8 protein-coding genes, 4 tRNA genes and 3 rRNA genes are annotated in these 16853 nt (G+C 38.7%); 5 read left to right on the plus strand and 10 right to left on the minus strand.

What is annotated here, in order from left to right; translation table 11 throughout:
• Positions 1-55: 55 nt before the first annotated feature.
• Both AC3QL1_RS18965 and AC3QL1_RS18970 read right to left on the minus strand, forming a co-directional pair.
• Positions 56-877: an alpha/beta fold hydrolase gene (locus AC3QL1_RS18965; protein WP_492493704.1), complete on the minus strand. Its 822-nt coding sequence runs from the start codon at positions 875-877 to the stop codon at positions 56-58.
• Between the two features lie 64 nt (positions 878-941).
• On the minus strand, positions 942-1712 hold the full coding sequence (locus AC3QL1_RS18970; RefSeq protein ID WP_492493705.1) for an alpha/beta hydrolase: 771 nt from the start codon (positions 1710-1712) through the stop codon (positions 942-944).
• A gap of 550 nt (positions 1713-2262) precedes the next feature.
• Here AC3QL1_RS18970 and AC3QL1_RS18975 point away from each other — a divergent pair.
• Positions 2263-2820, plus strand: coding sequence for an NAD(P)-binding domain-containing protein (locus AC3QL1_RS18975; RefSeq protein WP_492493706.1), 558 nt, complete (start codon positions 2263-2265; stop codon positions 2818-2820).
• 21 nt (positions 2821-2841) lie between these two features.
• On the opposite strand, the gene msrA is transcribed toward AC3QL1_RS18975, so the two are convergent.
• On the minus strand, positions 2842-3333 hold the full coding sequence (gene msrA / locus AC3QL1_RS18980) for a peptide-methionine (S)-S-oxide reductase MsrA (protein WP_492493707.1): 492 nt from the start codon (positions 3331-3333) through the stop codon (positions 2842-2844).
• 205 nt (positions 3334-3538) lie between these two features.
• Here msrA and AC3QL1_RS18985 point away from each other — a divergent pair, with 205 nt between their 5' ends.
• From AC3QL1_RS18985 to AC3QL1_RS18995, 3 genes are all read left to right on the plus strand, one after another.
• Positions 3539-4057 carry a GNAT family N-acetyltransferase gene (locus AC3QL1_RS18985; protein WP_492493708.1) on the plus strand — a complete coding sequence of 173 codons (519 nt, stop codon included), beginning with the start codon at positions 3539-3541 and terminating at the stop codon, positions 4055-4057.
• Between the two features lie 432 nt (positions 4058-4489).
• On the plus strand, positions 4490-7816 hold the full coding sequence (locus AC3QL1_RS18990) for a SusC/RagA family TonB-linked outer membrane protein (protein ID WP_492493709.1): 3327 nt from the start codon (positions 4490-4492) through the stop codon (positions 7814-7816).
• Between the two features lie 12 nt (positions 7817-7828).
• Positions 7829-9829: a RagB/SusD family nutrient uptake outer membrane protein gene (locus AC3QL1_RS18995; RefSeq protein WP_492493710.1), complete on the plus strand. Its 2001-nt coding sequence runs from the start codon at positions 7829-7831 to the stop codon at positions 9827-9829.
• Positions 9830-10322: 493 nt separating this feature from the next.
• Here the strand turns inward: AC3QL1_RS18995 and AC3QL1_RS19000 are convergent.
• From AC3QL1_RS19000 to AC3QL1_RS19030, 7 genes are all read right to left on the minus strand, one after another.
• Positions 10323-10408, minus strand: a tRNA-Leu gene (locus AC3QL1_RS19000).
• A gap of 6 nt (positions 10409-10414) precedes the next feature.
• Positions 10415-10487 (minus strand) — tRNA-Phe (locus AC3QL1_RS19005).
• A 78-nt stretch (positions 10488-10565) separates the two neighbouring features.
• Positions 10566-10675 (minus strand): 5S ribosomal RNA (gene rrf / locus AC3QL1_RS19010).
• A 171-nt stretch (positions 10676-10846) separates the two neighbouring features.
• Positions 10847-13730 (minus strand): 23S ribosomal RNA (locus AC3QL1_RS19015).
• Between the two features lie 131 nt (positions 13731-13861).
• Positions 13862-13935 (minus strand) — tRNA-Ala (locus tag AC3QL1_RS19020).
• 155 nt (positions 13936-14090) lie between these two features.
• A tRNA-Ile gene (locus AC3QL1_RS19025) sits at positions 14091-14164 on the minus strand.
• A gap of 122 nt (positions 14165-14286) precedes the next feature.
• Positions 14287-15800: ribosomal RNA gene (locus AC3QL1_RS19030) — 16S ribosomal RNA — on the minus strand.
• The 16S, 23S and 5S rRNA genes sit together here with 4 tRNA genes alongside, the layout of an rRNA operon.
• 563 nt (positions 15801-16363) lie before the next feature.
• On the opposite strand from AC3QL1_RS19030, the gene AC3QL1_RS19035 reads away from it, so the two are divergent.
• Positions 16364-16846 (plus strand): hypothetical protein, encoded by a 483-nt coding sequence (locus AC3QL1_RS19035; protein WP_492493711.1) that lies wholly within the window; start codon positions 16364-16366, stop codon positions 16844-16846.
• Positions 16847-16853 lie beyond the last annotated feature (7 nt).

Raw genomic sequence — 16853 nt, forward strand, 5'->3', positions numbered from 1 at the left:
CCCCTGCGGTTCTTTGGCTGTAAAACTAAAAACAGTCTGTTTTAATAGTCTTAAATTAAGATTTGATAAAATCCAAAATAGCATTATTAATGATTGATGCGTCTGTAGTGGGCATTCCGTGACATAAACCCGGATACGTTATGAGTTTTCCGTTTTTCAACAACTTAATCGCTCGTAACGCCGTAGGCACATACGGAACAATCTGGTCGTCTTCGCCATGAAGCACAAGCACCGGCATTTCTACACTTTTTAAATCTTCAGAAAAATCAGTTTCTGAAAATGCTTTGATACAATCGTAATGCGCTTTAATACCGCCCATCATTCCCTGACGCCACCAATTATCCTGAATTCCTTTTTTTACATCGGCTCCTTCCCTGTTATATCCATAAAAAGGAAAAGTGATATCATGATAAAACTGCTGTCTGTTATTGGCTGTATTGTTTCGAATATCATCAAAAACAGCAATCGGCACTCCGTCGGGATTGTTGTCATCAAGCACCATATAAGGCGTTACCGCGCTTATAAGCACCACTTTGGCAACTTTATTTTTTCCATATTTTGCTGCATATCTAATGGCTTCTCCACCGCCTGTTGAATGTCCGATGTGAATGGCATCTTTCAAACCCAAAAAATGTGTAAGTTCTGCTACATCAGCTGCGTAGGTATCCATTTCATTGCCTGTATAGGTCTGTGTCGATCTTCCGTGACCACGTCTGTCATAGGCAATAACCCTAAATCCCTGATTCAGGAAAAATAATATTTGTGCATCCCAGTCATCTGCCGATAATGGCCATCCGTGATGAAAAAATATAGGCTGTCCTGTTCCTAAATCTTTATAATAAAGTTCTGTTCCGTCTTTAACTGTAATTTTACTCATTTTAATTTCTTTTAATGGTTATTAATAATTTTAAAATTGAATTCAGTTGATTTGTATTTGATAATTACAAATTTTCATACCAGTCTAATATGTAGTCTGCAATGATTTCCCAGCCTTTTTCTCCACATATAAAATGGCTTTTCCCCTGAAATATTTTCAAATCAGTACGGCTTCTTGTGTCTTTATACTTGTTTGCCAGTGTTGTTGTAAGCGATTCCGGAAAAATAGCATCACTGCCTCCGCCTATAAATAAAAGAGGTTCGTGTGGTTTTTTAAAATCAATGTTTGAGAAAGAATTTAATACTAATTCGCGGCTTACTTTAAAGCTTTCAGGTACTGCATAAGTCTGAAAAGCATTATCGCGTTCCGCATAAGGAAGCGTATTAAAAAAACATTTGTCATACCATTCAGTGCTTCCCATAAAATATTTTTTACCGGAGAAAAAACCAAATGCCGGCAAAACGGAGCCTAATGTTTTAAAAGGAGGAAATACATTTTTTGGAGGCGCGCCGTCTATACTTACTCCAGCTGATGCTTTTCCCATTTCAATTAGTTTCATAACCGCCATTCCTGCCATAGAATGCCCAATAATTAACGGTTTTTCAGGGAGACTGTCAATGAGTTTTGCAATATTTTCAACAACATCTATAAAACCTGTTTTAACAAGATCCGGATGAACCTGTTTTCTTAAATCTGCCGGATTTCCTTCGTGTCCCGGATTTGCCGGCGTGTAAACTGTATAGCCTTTTTGCTCATAATAAGTTTTCCACTTCGCCCAGCTTAAATCGTTTACAAAGTTTCCGTGTATGAGAATTATTGTTTTTGATTTTGTCATAGTATAAAATATTTAGTGAATAATGAAGATTAAATATTGTACATCTCCCTTATAATTAATACATAAGCAGATGAAGTGAATTTGCGTAAGATTTTGAGGTTAATTTATTTGTAAAACATCAAACCACTCATTCATTATTTGGAAGTCCGGGTTTTCAACAGAGATTGTTCTTTGTAAGACAATAATTATACTAAAATAATAAGTATTTAATTATCAACAATATACAAATTAAATTTATTTTCAAATTCGCTATATTTCGCAAATTTTGAATTCGAATAGTGATATATAAAAAATAATTGATGCTAAAAAGAAGAAATAAATTTTCTAAATTCTTTGAGGGCAATTTTACTATAGAAAATTTTATTCAAAAAAATATCTTCTGCCGGAACCTATCACATTTATTTTTTGAATTGTAAATGATTAAACAGGTATAAATACGGGTGTATATATGATCTGAATTTTATAATTTCCATACTTGATAACAAATCTCTTTTGTTGGGTAATTGTAATACTATTTAAGCTTTATACTCTTAATCAAATATTTACATTTATGAAAGTAGGAATTATTGGAATTGGTTCGACTACATTGGATTTTGGAACCAGAGCGGCAAAAGCAGGTTATGAAGTTTTAATAAACAGTCCGAGAGGACAAGGACCATGTTATGAAATGGTAAAAAATATTGGCAAAAATGCGAAATTGTCCTGCATAGAACATACCGCAAAAGCTGAAATTATTATTCTTTTCCTTCCGTGGGAAGATCTTCAAAAAACGATAGAATTATTTCCGGACATGACAGAAAAAATAATACTTCACACTAATAATTATCTCTTTACTCCCGAATGTTCTTTGACGGATGATTCAAGAAAAACGGCTACTCAAACCATTGCTTCTTTGTTGCCAACGGCTTATGTGGTTAAAGTATTCTCGGCGATTAATTCGGCAAATACTACTAATAGAACTGACGAAAATAAACGGATATTATTTAGTGCAGAAAATAAGCAAGTCAAAAATAGCGTAAAGACATTTCTGGACAAATTAGAGTTTTGCAGCACAGAACTAAATGATGTTTATCGATACGATAATTTCAATAGTTTTGGGCTGCAATAAACTAAAATAGGAATTCAAAATTTACAGGAAAGTTCCAAATCTCTCAAAATGGCAGGTATATCCATTTGGATGTTTGATAAGATAATCCTGATGATATTCTTCGGCAGTCCAAAATTTTGTAAAAGGTTCAAAAGTCGTCACAACTTTACCAGGCCATCTGTTTGAGTTATTAACGATTTCAATTACCTGATCGGCGATTTCTTTTTCCTCTTCGTTCTGTATAAATATGGCAGATCTGTAGCTTGAACCTCTGTCATTACCTTGTCTGTCAACAGTTGTTGGATCATGTACTCTGAAAAAATAATCTAATAATTCTTTATAAGAAGTTTCGTTTGGATCATACGTAATTTCTATCCCTTCTGCATGTCCCGGATGATTTTCATAAGTTGGATGATCATTTTGTCCACCAATATAACCTACTTCAGTATCTTTTACTCCGGGGCGTACTCGAAACAAATCCTCCATTCCCCAAAAGCATCCTCCTGCGATATAGGCTTTTTTTAAATTCTCCATACTATTTAATTTTTTGATTTTTTTGCGGCTAAAATTACCATCGTGTTATACAAAATTAACCCAATTCCAGAAATGTTTAGCAAATTGCAGCCAATTTATTAATCAATATTATGTAAAGAAATTTCAGAATAAGATCAAACTCTGTAAACACATAATAATATTCTAAATTTACACTCCGTAAACTAACTAAAACTAAAGATTGCAAGTGATTACTATTAAAGAATGCCATCAAAGTGATCTCGATTTATTATTTGAGATCGCTATAGAAACCTATAATGACACCTACAAATATCTTTGGACAGATAATGGAACCGCCTATCTTAATCAATTTTATAAAAAAACAGATTTTAAGAACGAACTTTCACAACCTGATATTTTTTATTTTTTAATTTATGATGCAGATAAAGCAGTAGGCTTTTTTAAATTAAAAAATAATGAGATTGCACCATATCCGAAATCGCAATGTATTGAAATTGACAAACTCTATCTTCTTAAAGAATGCTCCGGAAAAGGTATTGGAAAAAGCGTAATCGAATTTATAATTTCTCTGTGTAAAAAGAAAAGCTTTTCAATTCTTTGGCTTAAAACCATGGAAATAAGTGAGGCAAAATATTTTTATGAAAAACAGGGATTTATACAAACGGATAAAAACTGCTTAGATTTTCCAACAATGAAGCAAGAATACAGATGGATTTTAACGATGATAAAAGAGATTAAAAATTAAAGAGTAAGCTCTAAATCTGATAAACTAAATTCTCTTTCTAAAATATTATAATTATTAAAGCAGTTGTTTTTTCAACTGCTTTTTTTTGTTCAAAAAATACGGAAGCAATGTTTTTTATGCATTTTTACCATCTGATAGAATATTCTTATTTTTTGTAATATATTTTTAACAATACTATTTTTTTACAGTTAAAAAAAAGAATAAAGCACACAAATAAAATTTTTATATACCCAAAAATGTATTTTATTACTCCTCAATAGAACCATTATTACTCATTTTTGCAATGTTAATTACGGTAACGATTTAGCCAGTATCGTTGTGATTTTCAATAGCTAACTATTAACTAACCAAAAATGTAGACCAAAAATGACAAATTTTATTAGGATTAAAAAAAGTCCTGATTGCGCATGTGGATTTAATTTAAAAAAGAAAATGATAATGACTTGTGTATTGTTTTCGCTATTTCAAATTCATGTGTACGCCATTAGTTCTAAGAGTACAACTAAAGCACAAAATGTACAACAGCAAAAAAATATTAAGGGACAAGTCAATGACGAAAACGGAATGCCATTGCCAGGTGTAACTATTTTCGAGAAGGGAACTAAGAATACTGCCCTGACAGATTTTGACGGGAAATTTACTTTGAAAACAGAGAATGAAAATCCGGTATTAGTATTTTCTTATCTGGGCTATATAACCAGAGAAATTGTCTTAAAAGGCGAAACTGCAATTGATGTAAAAATGCAAAAGGCTACAGCTTCACTAGACGAAGTTGTTGTAGTTGGATATGGTAAAATGAAGAAAAAGGATTTAACGGGAGCAATTGTTCAGATAACGCCCGACAGGCTGGCAAACCAAAATCCGCAAACGGTTCAGGATATCTTAAGAGGTACTCCCGGCATAAACGTAGGGTATGATCCTTCTGCAAAGGGAGGAGGAAGAATGCAGATTCGTGGGCAGAGTTCTGTTTATAATCCAAATAATGATGGTGTACATAATTCACCGCTTATTATTTTAGACGGAATGCAATTCTATGGCGAGCTTTCAGAAATAAACCCTGATGATATTGGTTCGATCGATATTTTAAAAGATGCATCGGCAGCATCCGTATATGGGGCGAAAGCGGCTGCAGGAGTTATCATTATTTCAACCAAAAAAGGGAAAACCGGTAAGCCTATTGTTAGTTTTACTACAAATACGACGATTACCAATAAAAGTGCTTATCGTACCGTGTATTCTCCGGAAGGGTATTTAAAGTACCGTGAAGATTGGGAGACTGCTGCAACTTATGGCGGTAATGCCACAACCGGAGAATATGGACCGTGGATGGTAGGAACAGTTGCTAATGGCAAACCAGGATATTTTTCAAATCCTGATGATTTATCCAAATGGGGAATTACTCAAGACCAGTGGTTGGCTTATCAGCCAGCTGCACAAACAACAGGAAAAAGTGCAAAGGAAGTTTGGGGAAATCGTTTAGGTTTAAATTTCGATCCTTCGCTTATGGCTAATTTTCTGGCAGGAAAAACCCACGATTGGAGTGACAGCTCTTTTAGAACAGGAATTAATCATGACAATAATTTGAGTGTTTCCGGAGCAAGCGACAAGGTAAATTACTATATGTCTTTTGGCTATTTAAGTTCAGAAGGAGCTATTGTTGGGAATGACTATAAATCAGCTCGTTCTAATATGAAAGTAGACGCTAAAATTACTGACTGGCTTGATTTTGGAGTAAACGTTAATTTTCAGGATCGTACAGATGGAGATATAACTCCCTCTTTGGATACGCGTTCCGGGTTTAATAATATGATGAGAACCAGCCCGTTTGGAACCTTTATAGATGCAAATGGTAACTATGAGAGACAGCCGATGGGAAAAAATGTTTCAGGACAGAATTATAACTATTACTATGATCGCCAATTTATTGAGAAGGAAACCGGATATACCATATTAAATACCATTTTTAATACAAAAGTAACTTTACCTTGGGGTATTACATATTCATTTAACGTTGCTCCTCGTTATCAATTTTTTCACGATCGCTATTTCGAATCGGCACAAAATCCAAATTGGGCTGCTGCTACCCACGGAGCAATCAGAAATAATAGTACAAGATTTGATTATAACCTGAATAATACATTAACGTGGGATTATACAATTACTGCAAAACACCATTTTATATTAACCCTTGTTCAGGAAGCTGAAGAACGCCGTTTTTGGTCAGATGGAATGACTGCAAATAATATTCTGCCTACAGATGCTTTAGGATTTCACAATGTTTCTACTGCAACACTGGCTAATAGCGCGCTTAGATCTGATGATTCACATCAAACGGCAGATGGTTTGATGGCAAGACTTTTCTATTCGTTTGATAATCGTTATATGCTGACAGCGACTGTTCGTCGTGATGGATATTCAGCATTTGGTGCTTCAAATCCTTATGCAACTTTCCCTTCTATTGGGGTTGCATGGAACTTTAAAAATGAAAACTGGATTAATTGGGATTCCTTATCTACAGGTAAATTACGTTTGTCCTGGGGTAAAAACGGAAACAGATCGCTTGACAATCCGTACATTTCTTTGGCAAACTTAGTAAATACCGGAACGATGGGCTATTTAGATGCTTCTGGAAAAGCGCTTGAGCTGAAATATTTAGCACTTGATCGTATGGCAAATCCAAATCTGGTATGGGAAAAAACAACATCAACCAATATTGGTCTTGATTTAGGTTTTTTACATGATCGTATTACTGCTTCGATAGATGCTTACCAAAAAGTTACCCATGATATGATTATGAGTCAGGCTTTGCCGGGTTTCACAGGTTTTTCATCAATTGCAACCAATCTGGGAGAGGTTCAAAACAGAGGTTTTGAATTGAGCCTTAGTACGCTTAACATGAAAAAACCAAACTTTGAATGGCGTACTGTGCTTGGTTTTTCATATAATAAAAATACTATTGAGTCTTTGTATGGCAATATGGTAGAAGTTAAAGATGCCAATGGGAATGTTATTGGAAGTCAAGAAGGTAATGATTCAGCAAATGGATGGTTTATAGGAAAATCGATCACTCAAATTTGGGATTACAGGGTAACCGGAATCTGGCAAAAAGACGAATGGCAGGAAGCTCTAAAATACGGACAGCGTCCGGGAGATCCAAAAGTGGAAAACAGCTATACCGGAGACGATGTAGATGCAGTAGGGTCTGATGGTGTGGCTTATAAAAAAGCGGTTTATAATGAAAAAGATAAGCAGTTTTTAGGAGACAGAACTGCTCCTGTACAGTGGTCGCTGCGTAATGAATTTAAGATTTATAAAAATTGGGATTTGGCTATAAGCATGTATTCTTATATGGGGCAAAAAGATCTTAATTCAGGTTATATGAATACGTTCAATGATAGCAGTTTATATAAATTCAACTTCAACCCTTATGTAAATCCATATTGGACAGTTGACAACCCAACCAATGACTGGGCGCGCCTTGATGCTAAAGGACCAGCAGGAACTCCGGTTGCACCAGGAAAATTGTATGATCGCAGTTTTATTCGTCTGGACAACATTTCGCTGGCTTATTCTTTGCCAAGAGATCTTTTAGATCGCGTGCATATTAAAAATTTAAAAATTTATACTTCGGTACAAAACGTAGCAACATGGTCTGCTTCTAAACAATGGAAATATTATGGAGATCCGGAAGGAGATGTTGTAAATAAAGGAGGATTGGCCACACGAACGTTTAACTTAGGTTTTAATGTACAACTTTAAAAATATTCAAAAATGAAAAAAAGATACATAAAAAATAAAATTTCAAGACTGGTGCCTTTTCTGATATTGGCTGCGATGTCTGGTTCTTGTTCAAAAGATTTTCTCGATGCAGACCCGCTTTCGTTTTACGAACCTGAAGCTACATTTAATACCGAAGCGGGATTGCAGGCAACTTTAGCCTTGTGTGACAAACAGCTTCGTAATAATTATATTCATTTTAATGCTGCCGGTGTTAGTGTGCCTATTGGTACAGAGTATCTTTTCTCTGATATGGCACAATATGGCAAAACAGATACAGCCGGTAATATTGCTGATTACGCTGCTACTGTCGTTCCTACCGGCACCTTTAACAGAGAAGTATCTGAGTCAACTTACCTGGGTTTTTATTGGACTGAAGCTTATACAGGTATAAAAAATGCAAATACTGTATTAACGTATATTAGTAATGTGACAAGTTTATCTGAGGAAGTTAAAAATAAATATATTGGACAAGCTTATTTCCACAGAGCATACCGATATCTGAATCTGGTCTATCAATTTGGAGACATTCCTTTGATTACTAAAATCTTGTCTGTTCCGAAACAGAGTTATTATTCGACTAAAAAAGAAGCCATCATCGAAATGATTACTGCTGATATGGAGAAAGCAGTACAATTTGTTCCCGAACAATCAAAAATAGGATATGTAGGTATGGTTAGCAAAGGTGCATGCCGTCAGTTACTAATTAAATGTTACCTGGCATCCGGAAGATTTGCTGATGCTGAAGCGCAGGCCAATATTTTGATTAATCAATCAGGTTATTCTTTGGTACAAAATACTTTAGGAATTTTTGATCCGGGAGGAAATCCTACTGCATGGCCAATTACCAGAAATGTCATTTGGGACTTGCACAGACCTGAAAACAAGGTAATTTCTACTAATACAGAAGCTATTTTGGTTGCACCAAATGGCGGCGCACAATCCTTTTTATCGTTTACTTCAATGAGAATTTTTGGACCTAACTGGAATGATGCTAATTTAATTACCCCGGATGGTAAAACAGCAGCACCGCGTTTTCCATTGACTGATAAAACGAATTACAATGCAAAATATGATTATCAAAGAGCATTAGGGCGTGGTATTGGTACTATAAGTGGTTCTTATTATTCACAGCATCCTATGTGGGTTGTGAACGGTGTTGAGGATAAGGTAGATCTTAGACACAACAGCGCTGTTGGAAACTGGGTAAATATGGAAGACCTTAAATACGCTCCCGGAGCAGGTGGCAGTGCTACATGGGCTGGGCAAAATTTTAGAATGAAGGAAGCCGGCAAACTTCTAGCACAAGATTCTATTCGTGATTGGTATGATTTCCCGCATTATAAAATCTTTATGCATGATGTTGTAGCCGAAGCAAATCCGGCAGCAAATGATTTTCAGGGTGCTACTGCAGGATCGACTGCACATCTGTACATATATCGTTTAGCTGAGACTTATTTGTTACGTGCAGAAGCGCGTTTTTATCAAGGCAATGCTACCGGAGCGGCTCAGGATGTAAATATCGTAAGAGCAAGAGCCAAAGCTTCACAAATGTATGGAACAGTTACTATTGGTGATATCTGTGCAGAGAGAGGAAGAGAACTTTATTTGGAAGAATGGAGAAATGTAGAGTTAAAACGTATCTCGCATTGTCTAGCGCTTAGTGGAAAACCAGATGAATGGGGTAATACTTACAGCATATCCAATTGGGATAAACAATCCGGAACAGATGCAGCCGGAGGAAGTTATTGGTACCAACGTATTGTACATTATACCCTTTACAACAAATATCCCGCTGGTATATCTATTAAACCAGGTGTAAAGTTTTACACTATGGACAAACGCAATAATTACTGGCCAATTCCGTACAGACTAGCCATAGAGCCAAATATTAAAGGCCAGTTAAGTCAGAACTTTGGTTATGATGGTTATAATCCGGGTGTGAAAGTTTGGGATAAATGGCAGGATGCCGTTGAAGATGAAAGTAAAATTTAAATCTATTAAGATATCTTAATTCAAGTTTCAAAAACATTTGAGAGAATAAATAACTTAACAAATAATATTATCTAAATCATATAGATATAAAAAAGACTTCTTCAAAAAAATTCCATAATAAACAAAAGATTATTTTAGATTCTCTTCCAAGAGTAATCAAAAGTTTCTTTTGTTGTTATGGATTTTTTTTGATTACATTTAATCCAAATAATATCAGCCTCTCAATAAATTCAATTCTATTTATTCTTTATAAATAGAATTTTTAAGTCGTTTAATATTTTTTATAAAAACATTCTAAGCAAAACATTTTCCAAACATTTAAAATAAATTAATTGGGATTTGATTTAGGCTGAATGCTATTCCCTCTCCATATAATTAGTGCCAAGCTGTTTTACAGAAAATATCTTCTTAATATTTACACTTTACTTTGCAGTAATACATTCATTTTATTCCAAAAAAAAACTCCAATTGGCGTATCCAATTGAAGTTTTAGTACTCAGAGCGGGACTTGAACCCGCACGAACATTGCTGTTCACTGGATTTTAAGTCCAGCGTGTCTACCAATTTCACCATCCGAGCATGATGTGGTACCTCCAGGGATCGAACCAGGGACACATGGATTTTCAGTCCATTGCTCTACCATCTGAGCTAAGGTACCTTATATATTGCTTTTACATAAAAGCAATACATGTTTTGAATAAAAAACCCCATTTCGCTAGAAACGGGGTTTTCAAAAGAAAGGCGACGACATACTCTCCCACATAACTGCAGTACCATCTGCGCAGGCGGGCTTAACTACTCTGTTCGGGATGGGAAGAGGTGAGCCCCGCCGCAATAACCACCTTAAGGCTGTTAGTTTTCAGTTCACAGTTTATAGTCTGCAGTTTTTCAACTCATAACTTATAACTCAAAACTCATAACTGCTCTGCGTCGAGCAAATATCTTAACATACTGAGATAAAGAAACATAAAAGTATTAGAAAGTTTCTCCCCCCGACTTGCATCGGGGGAAAAGGGTGTACATAAGCTTACGGATTATTAGTACTACTCGACTATGACATTACTGCCTTTACATCTATAGCCTATCAACGTGGTCATCTTCCACGATCCTTAAAAGAAATCTCATCTTGTGGTGGGTTTCGCGCTTATATGCTTTCAGCGCTTATCCCTTCCAAACGTAGCTACTCTGCGGTGCCCCTGGCGGGACAACAGATACACTAGAGGTTTGTCCAATTCGGTCCTCTCGTACTAGAATCAGATCCACTCAAATTTCTAACGCCCACAGTAGATAGAGACCGAACTGTCTCACGACGTTCTGAACCCAGCTCGCGTGCCACTTTAATGGGCGAACAGCCCAACCCTTGGGACCTTCTCCAGCCCCAGGATGTGACGAGCCGACATCGAGGTGCCAAACCCCCCCGTCGATATGAGCTCTTGGGGGAGATCAGCCTGTTATCCCCGGCGTACCTTTTATCCTTTGAGCGATGGCCCTTCCATGCGGAACCACCGGATCACTATGCTCTACTTTCGTACCTGATCGACCTGTATGTCTCTCAGTCAAGCTCCCTTATGCCATTGCACTCTACGCACGGTTACCAAGCGTACTGAGGGAACCTTTAGAAGCCTCCGTTACTCTTTTGGAGGCGACCACCCCAGTCAAACTACCCACCAAGCAATGTCCCCCACAATATGGGGTTAGGCCTCAGATAAACAAAGGGTTGTATTTCAACAATGACTCCACAACGCCTGGCGACGCCGCTTCATAGTCTCCAACCTATCCTACACATCATTTATCCAAGGTCAATACTAAGCTATAGTAAAGGTGCACAGGGTCTTTTCGTCCCACTGCGGGTAAACGGCATCTTCACCGTTACTACAATTTCACCGAGCTCATGGCTGAGACAGTGTCCAGATCGTTACACCATTCGTGCAGGTCGGAACTTACCCGACAAGGAATTTCGCTACCTTAGGACCGTTATAGTTACGGCCGCCGTTTACTGGGGCTTCAATTCAATGCTTCTCCGAAGATAACATCTCCTCTTAACCTTCCAGCACCGGGCAGGTGTCAGGCCCTATACTTCATCTTACGATTTTGCAGAGCCCTGTGTTTTTGATAAACAGTCGCCTGGACCTCTTCACTGCGGCCCTGATTGCTCAGGGCGACCTTTCTCCCGAAGTTACAGGTCTATTTTGCCTAATTCCTTAGCCATGAATCTCTCGAGCACCTTAGGATTCTCTCCTCAACTACCTGTGTCGGTTTACGGTACTGGTACTAATTACCTGAAGTTTAGAGGTTTTTCTTGGAAGCCCTTAGGCGCACTATCTCTTTGTCCGAAGACTCCGAGTACTATCGTATTTCCCCAAGACGCGTGGATTTGCCTGCGCATCTTATAGGTAGGTACTTCAACGAACTATTCCGTCAGTTCGCGGCGCTTTCATCACTCCGTCACCCCATCACAGTAATTAGTAGTACGGGAATATTAACCCGTTGGCCATCGACTGTCCCTTTCGGGTTCGCCTTAGGACCAGACTAACCCACAGCTGATTAGCATAGCTGTGGAAACCTTAGTTTTTCGGTGTGCGGGTTTCTCGCCCGCATTATCGTTACTTATGCCTACATTTTCTTTTCTAACCAGTCCAGCATACCTGACGATACACCTTCAACCCTGTTAGAATGCTCCCCTACCACTTAGAGTAAACTCTAAATCCATAGCTTCGGTAATACGCTTATGCCCGATTATTATCCATGCTCGTCCGCTCGACTAGTGAGCTGTTACGCACTCTTTAAATGAATGGCTGCTTCCAAGCCAACATCCTAGCTGTCTGGGCAGACAAACCTCGTTCTTTCAACTTAGCGTATATTTGGGGACCTTAGCTGATGGTCTGGGTTCTTTCCCTCTCGGACTTGGACCTTAGCACCCAAGCCCTCACTGCTGTGAAACATTATATAGCATTCGGAGTTTGTCAGGAATTGGTAGGCGGTGAAGCCCCCGCATCCAATCAGTAGCTCTACCTCTATATAACTTTATGCACAGCGCTGCACCTAAATGCATTTCGGGGAGTACGAGCTATTTCCGAGTTTGATTGGCCTTTCACCCCTACCCACAGGTCATCCGAAGACTTTTCAACGTCAACCGGTTCGGTCCTCCACTGTGTGTTACCACAGCTTCAACCTGCCCATGGGTAGATCACACGGTTTCGCGTCTAACACTACTGACTAAAGCGCCCTATTCAGACTCGCTTTCGCTACGGATCCGTGGCTTAACCACTTAACCTTGCCAGCAACGTTAACTCGTAGGCTCATTATGCAAAAGGCACGCCGTCACCCCACGAAAGGGCTCCGACCGCTTGTAAGCGTATGGTTTCAGGATCTATTTCACTCCGTTATTCACGGTTCTTTTCACCTTTCCCTCACGGTACTGGTTCACTATCGGTCTCTCAGGAGTATTTAGCCTTAGCGGATGGTCCCGCCAAATTCAGACAGGGTTTCACGTGCCCCGCCCTACTCAGGATACCACTATCTATTACACTTGTTACCCATACGGGGCTATCACCCTCTGTGGCGTCACTTTCCAGCAACTTCCGGTTCCTTGTGCATAAAATGTCGTGGTCCTACAACCCCAGCATTGCCGTAACAGCACTGGTTTGGGCTAATCCGCGTTCGCTCGCCACTACTTACGGAATCACTTTTGTTTTCTTCTCCTCCGCCTACTTAGATGTTTCAGTTCAGCGGGTTTGCCCACCTATCGGTGTACTATGTCTTCAACATAGTGGGTTGCCCCATTCAGGTATCTGCGGATCAATCGGTGTGTGCCCGTCCCCGCAGCTTTTCGCAGCTTATCACGCCTTTCATCGCCTCTGAGAGCCTAGGCATCCCCCATACGCCCTTATTTTGCTTATTGTACCAATCATAATTTAATATGACCGTTTTTTTTGTTTTTGTTAGTTATAACAAAAACGCTTTCTACTTTTTATTATTTTCTTATCTCAATATGTCAATGAACTTTTATTTACTATCTTTATAGTAAACCAGTGGAGAATAACGGAGTCGAACCGTTGACCTCCTGCGTGCAAGGCAGGCGCTCTAGCCAGCTGAGCTAATCCCCCATTTTTCAATCTTAGATTGTAGAATTCAGATTTTAGATTTCTTAATTCTTCTCTAATTTCTTTTGGTGAATTCCAACTTCCAGAATTTCCTTTTTCCAAGCTAACAGTCTTTTTAATTTTTAATTCTCAATTTTGAATTGAAAACTTTAAAAAAGTAGTCCCGGGCAGACTCGAACTGCCGACCCCTACATTATCAGTGTAGTACTCTAACCAGCTGAGCTACGAGACTCTGTTTTACTTAAAATTTATTATTTGAACTAACAGCAAGAGTAATTGAACCTGAAATCCAGATCCTTTAGATAGACATCTTTTTTCCCCAGCGTGCATTGCTGCTAACACATGGGGCTCTAGAAAGGAGGTGTTCCAGCCGCACCTTCCGGTACGGCTACCTTGTTACGACTTAGCCCTAGTTACCAGTTTTACCCTAGGCAGCTCCTTGCGGTCACCGACTTCAGGCACCCCCAGCTTCCATGGCTTGACGGGCGGTGTGTACAAGGCCCGGGAACGTATTCACCGGATCATGGCTGATATCCGATTACTAGCGATTCCAGCTTCACGGAGTCGAGTTGCAGACTCCGATCCGAACTGTGACCGGTTTTATAGATTCGCTCCTGGTCGCCCAGTGGCTGCTCTCTGTACCGGCCATTGTAGCACGTGTGTAGCCCAAGGCGTAAGGGCCGTGATGATTTGACGTCATCCCCACCTTCCTCACAGTTTGCACTGGCAGTCTTGTTAGAGTTCCCGACATGACTCGCTGGCAACTAACAACAGGGGTTGCGCTCGTTATAGGACTTAACCTGACACCTCACGGCACGAGCTGACGACAACCATGCAGCACCTTGTAAATTGTCTTGCGAAAGTTCTGTTTCCAAAACGGTCAATCTACATTTAAGCCTTGGTAAGGTTCCTCGCGTATCATCGAATTAAACCACATGCTCCACCGCTTGTGCGGGCCCCCGTCAATTCCTTTGAGTTTCATTCTTGCGAACGTACTCCCCAGGTGGGATACTTATCACTTTCGCTTAGCCACTGAAATTGCTTCCAACAGCTAGTATCCATCGTTTACGGCGTGGACTACCAGGGTATCTAATCCTGTTCGCTACCCACGCTTTCGTCCATCAGCGTCAATCCATTAGTAGTAACCTGCCTTCGCAATTGGTATTCCATGTAATCTCTAAGCATTTCACCGCTACACTACATATTCTAGTTACTTCCTAATAATTCAAGTTCAGCAGTATCAATGGCCGTTCCACCGTTGAGCGATGGGCTTTCACCACTGACTTACTAAACCGCCTACGGACCCTTTAAACCCAATGATTCCGGATAACGCTTGGATCCTCCGTATTACCGCGGCTGCTGGCACGGAGTTAGCCGATCCTTATTCTTACGATACCGTCAAGCTCCTACACGTAGGAGTGTTTCTTCTCGTACAAAAGCAGTTTACAATCCATAGGACCGTCATCCTGCACGCGGCATGGCTGGATCAGGCTTGCGCCCATTGTCCAATATTCCTCACTGCTGCCTCCCGTAGGAGTCTGGTCCGTGTCTCAGTACCAGTGTGGGGGATCTCCCTCTCAGGACCCCTACCCATCGTAGCCTTGGTAAGCCGTTACCTTACCAACTAGCTAATGGGACGCATGCTCATCTTTTACCGTTGTGACTTTAATAGTTCAACCATGCGGTTGTACTATACTATGAGGTATTAATCCAAATTTCTCTGGGCTATCCCTCTGTAAAAGGTAGATTGCATACGCGTTACGCACCCGTGCGCCGGTCTCTTAGTCCGAAAACTAATACCCCTCGACTTGCATGTGTTAAGCCTGCCGCTAGCGTTCATCCTGAGCCAGGATCAAACTCTTCATCGTATATTGTTTGTTCTAATCACTTAGAACTAATTATTATTCGATGTCGTCTCTATCGGTTCTTTTCGAATCTCCCGATTCCATTACTCTTATTCTTTTGTTCTAACATCTCTGTTAAAACGGCTGTCAATTCAATATGTCTACGAACGTGTTTCAATTTTGTTTCGCTTGTGTTGCAAAGCGGGTGCAAAAGTAGAAAAGATATTCACATTTCCAATACTTTTGAAGCAAGTTTTTTTAATCTTTTTCAAAACTTTTTCTTAACTTTCTGATAACATAAAGTTTAGCTTTTAAATATTTTTATTCTTTTAAATGAATTTTCTTACTTGTGTTCTTTTTTGATAATATTACCAATCAAAGAAGTGCTGTTTTTATGAACTTCGCAACATTCTATATTATATTGTACAAACTATATCTATAATTCTATGATGTACAATTCAGAATAATTGAAAAACAATCAATCAATATATAGACATATTTAGATCCTGCAAAATCTATATACTTATTATGTAACAATACATCTTCACCAAACAATTAAATTTGACATGTTTACTAAAAATACTGTTATGAAAAATTTTATGCTATTACTATCAATTTTATTCTTTTCGTGTCAACCAAAAGAAAATAAAAATGCTCCGGTTACTCACTCAGACTCCATTGTCACAAAAAAGGTTATTAAAGAGAACAAGAAAGATAATGTAGAGAACAAACAAATCGGTGATACAATCTTCATGAATGCTATAAATGAAAAAGGATCTTATACAGCAGAAGGTTTATTAGATTCTATTCATCCCAGAATATACGTCAAATTTAAAAATGAAGATTTAGGTCAATTGAAAGCCACGATTGTTCCCACAACAGGCAAAGGAAATATTCGTTTTAATCAAATTATTTTTCCGGATGCAACATCAGATGGTCCGTTTGGAATGGATTTGAATATACCATTCAAACAAAAAGGAAATTATATTTTAGTGATTGGACATTCTCAAATGGCTGACAATCCTTTTTGGGGTAAATTCAAAGTACAACTTGAAAATACCAAAGAATAATATAATC

The sequence above is a fragment of the Flavobacterium sp. GW823-FHT04A11 genome (assembly GCF_058796535.1).

What these genes read in the sequence shown, in the direction of transcription:
- AC3QL1_RS18965 (WP_492493704.1), bottom strand. Translation starts at nt 877, where the DNA reads ATGAGTAAAATTACAGTTAAAGACGGAACAGAACTTTATTATAAAGAT.
- AC3QL1_RS18970 (WP_492493705.1), bottom strand. Translation starts at nt 1,712, where the DNA reads ATGACAAAATCAAAAACAATAATTCTCATACACGGAAACTTTGTAAAC.
- AC3QL1_RS18975 (WP_492493706.1), top strand. Translation starts at nt 2,263, where the DNA reads ATGAAAGTAGGAATTATTGGAATTGGTTCGACTACATTGGATTTTGGA.
- msrA (WP_492493707.1), bottom strand. Translation starts at nt 3,333, where the DNA reads ATGGAGAATTTAAAAAAAGCCTATATCGCAGGAGGATGCTTTTGGGGA.
- AC3QL1_RS18990 (WP_492493709.1), top strand. Translation starts at nt 4,490, where the DNA reads ATGATAATGACTTGTGTATTGTTTTCGCTATTTCAAATTCATGTGTAC.
- AC3QL1_RS18995 (WP_492493710.1), top strand. Translation starts at nt 7,829, where the DNA reads ATGAAAAAAAGATACATAAAAAATAAAATTTCAAGACTGGTGCCTTTT.
- AC3QL1_RS19035 (WP_492493711.1), top strand. Translation starts at nt 16,364, where the DNA reads ATGAAAAATTTTATGCTATTACTATCAATTTTATTCTTTTCGTGTCAA.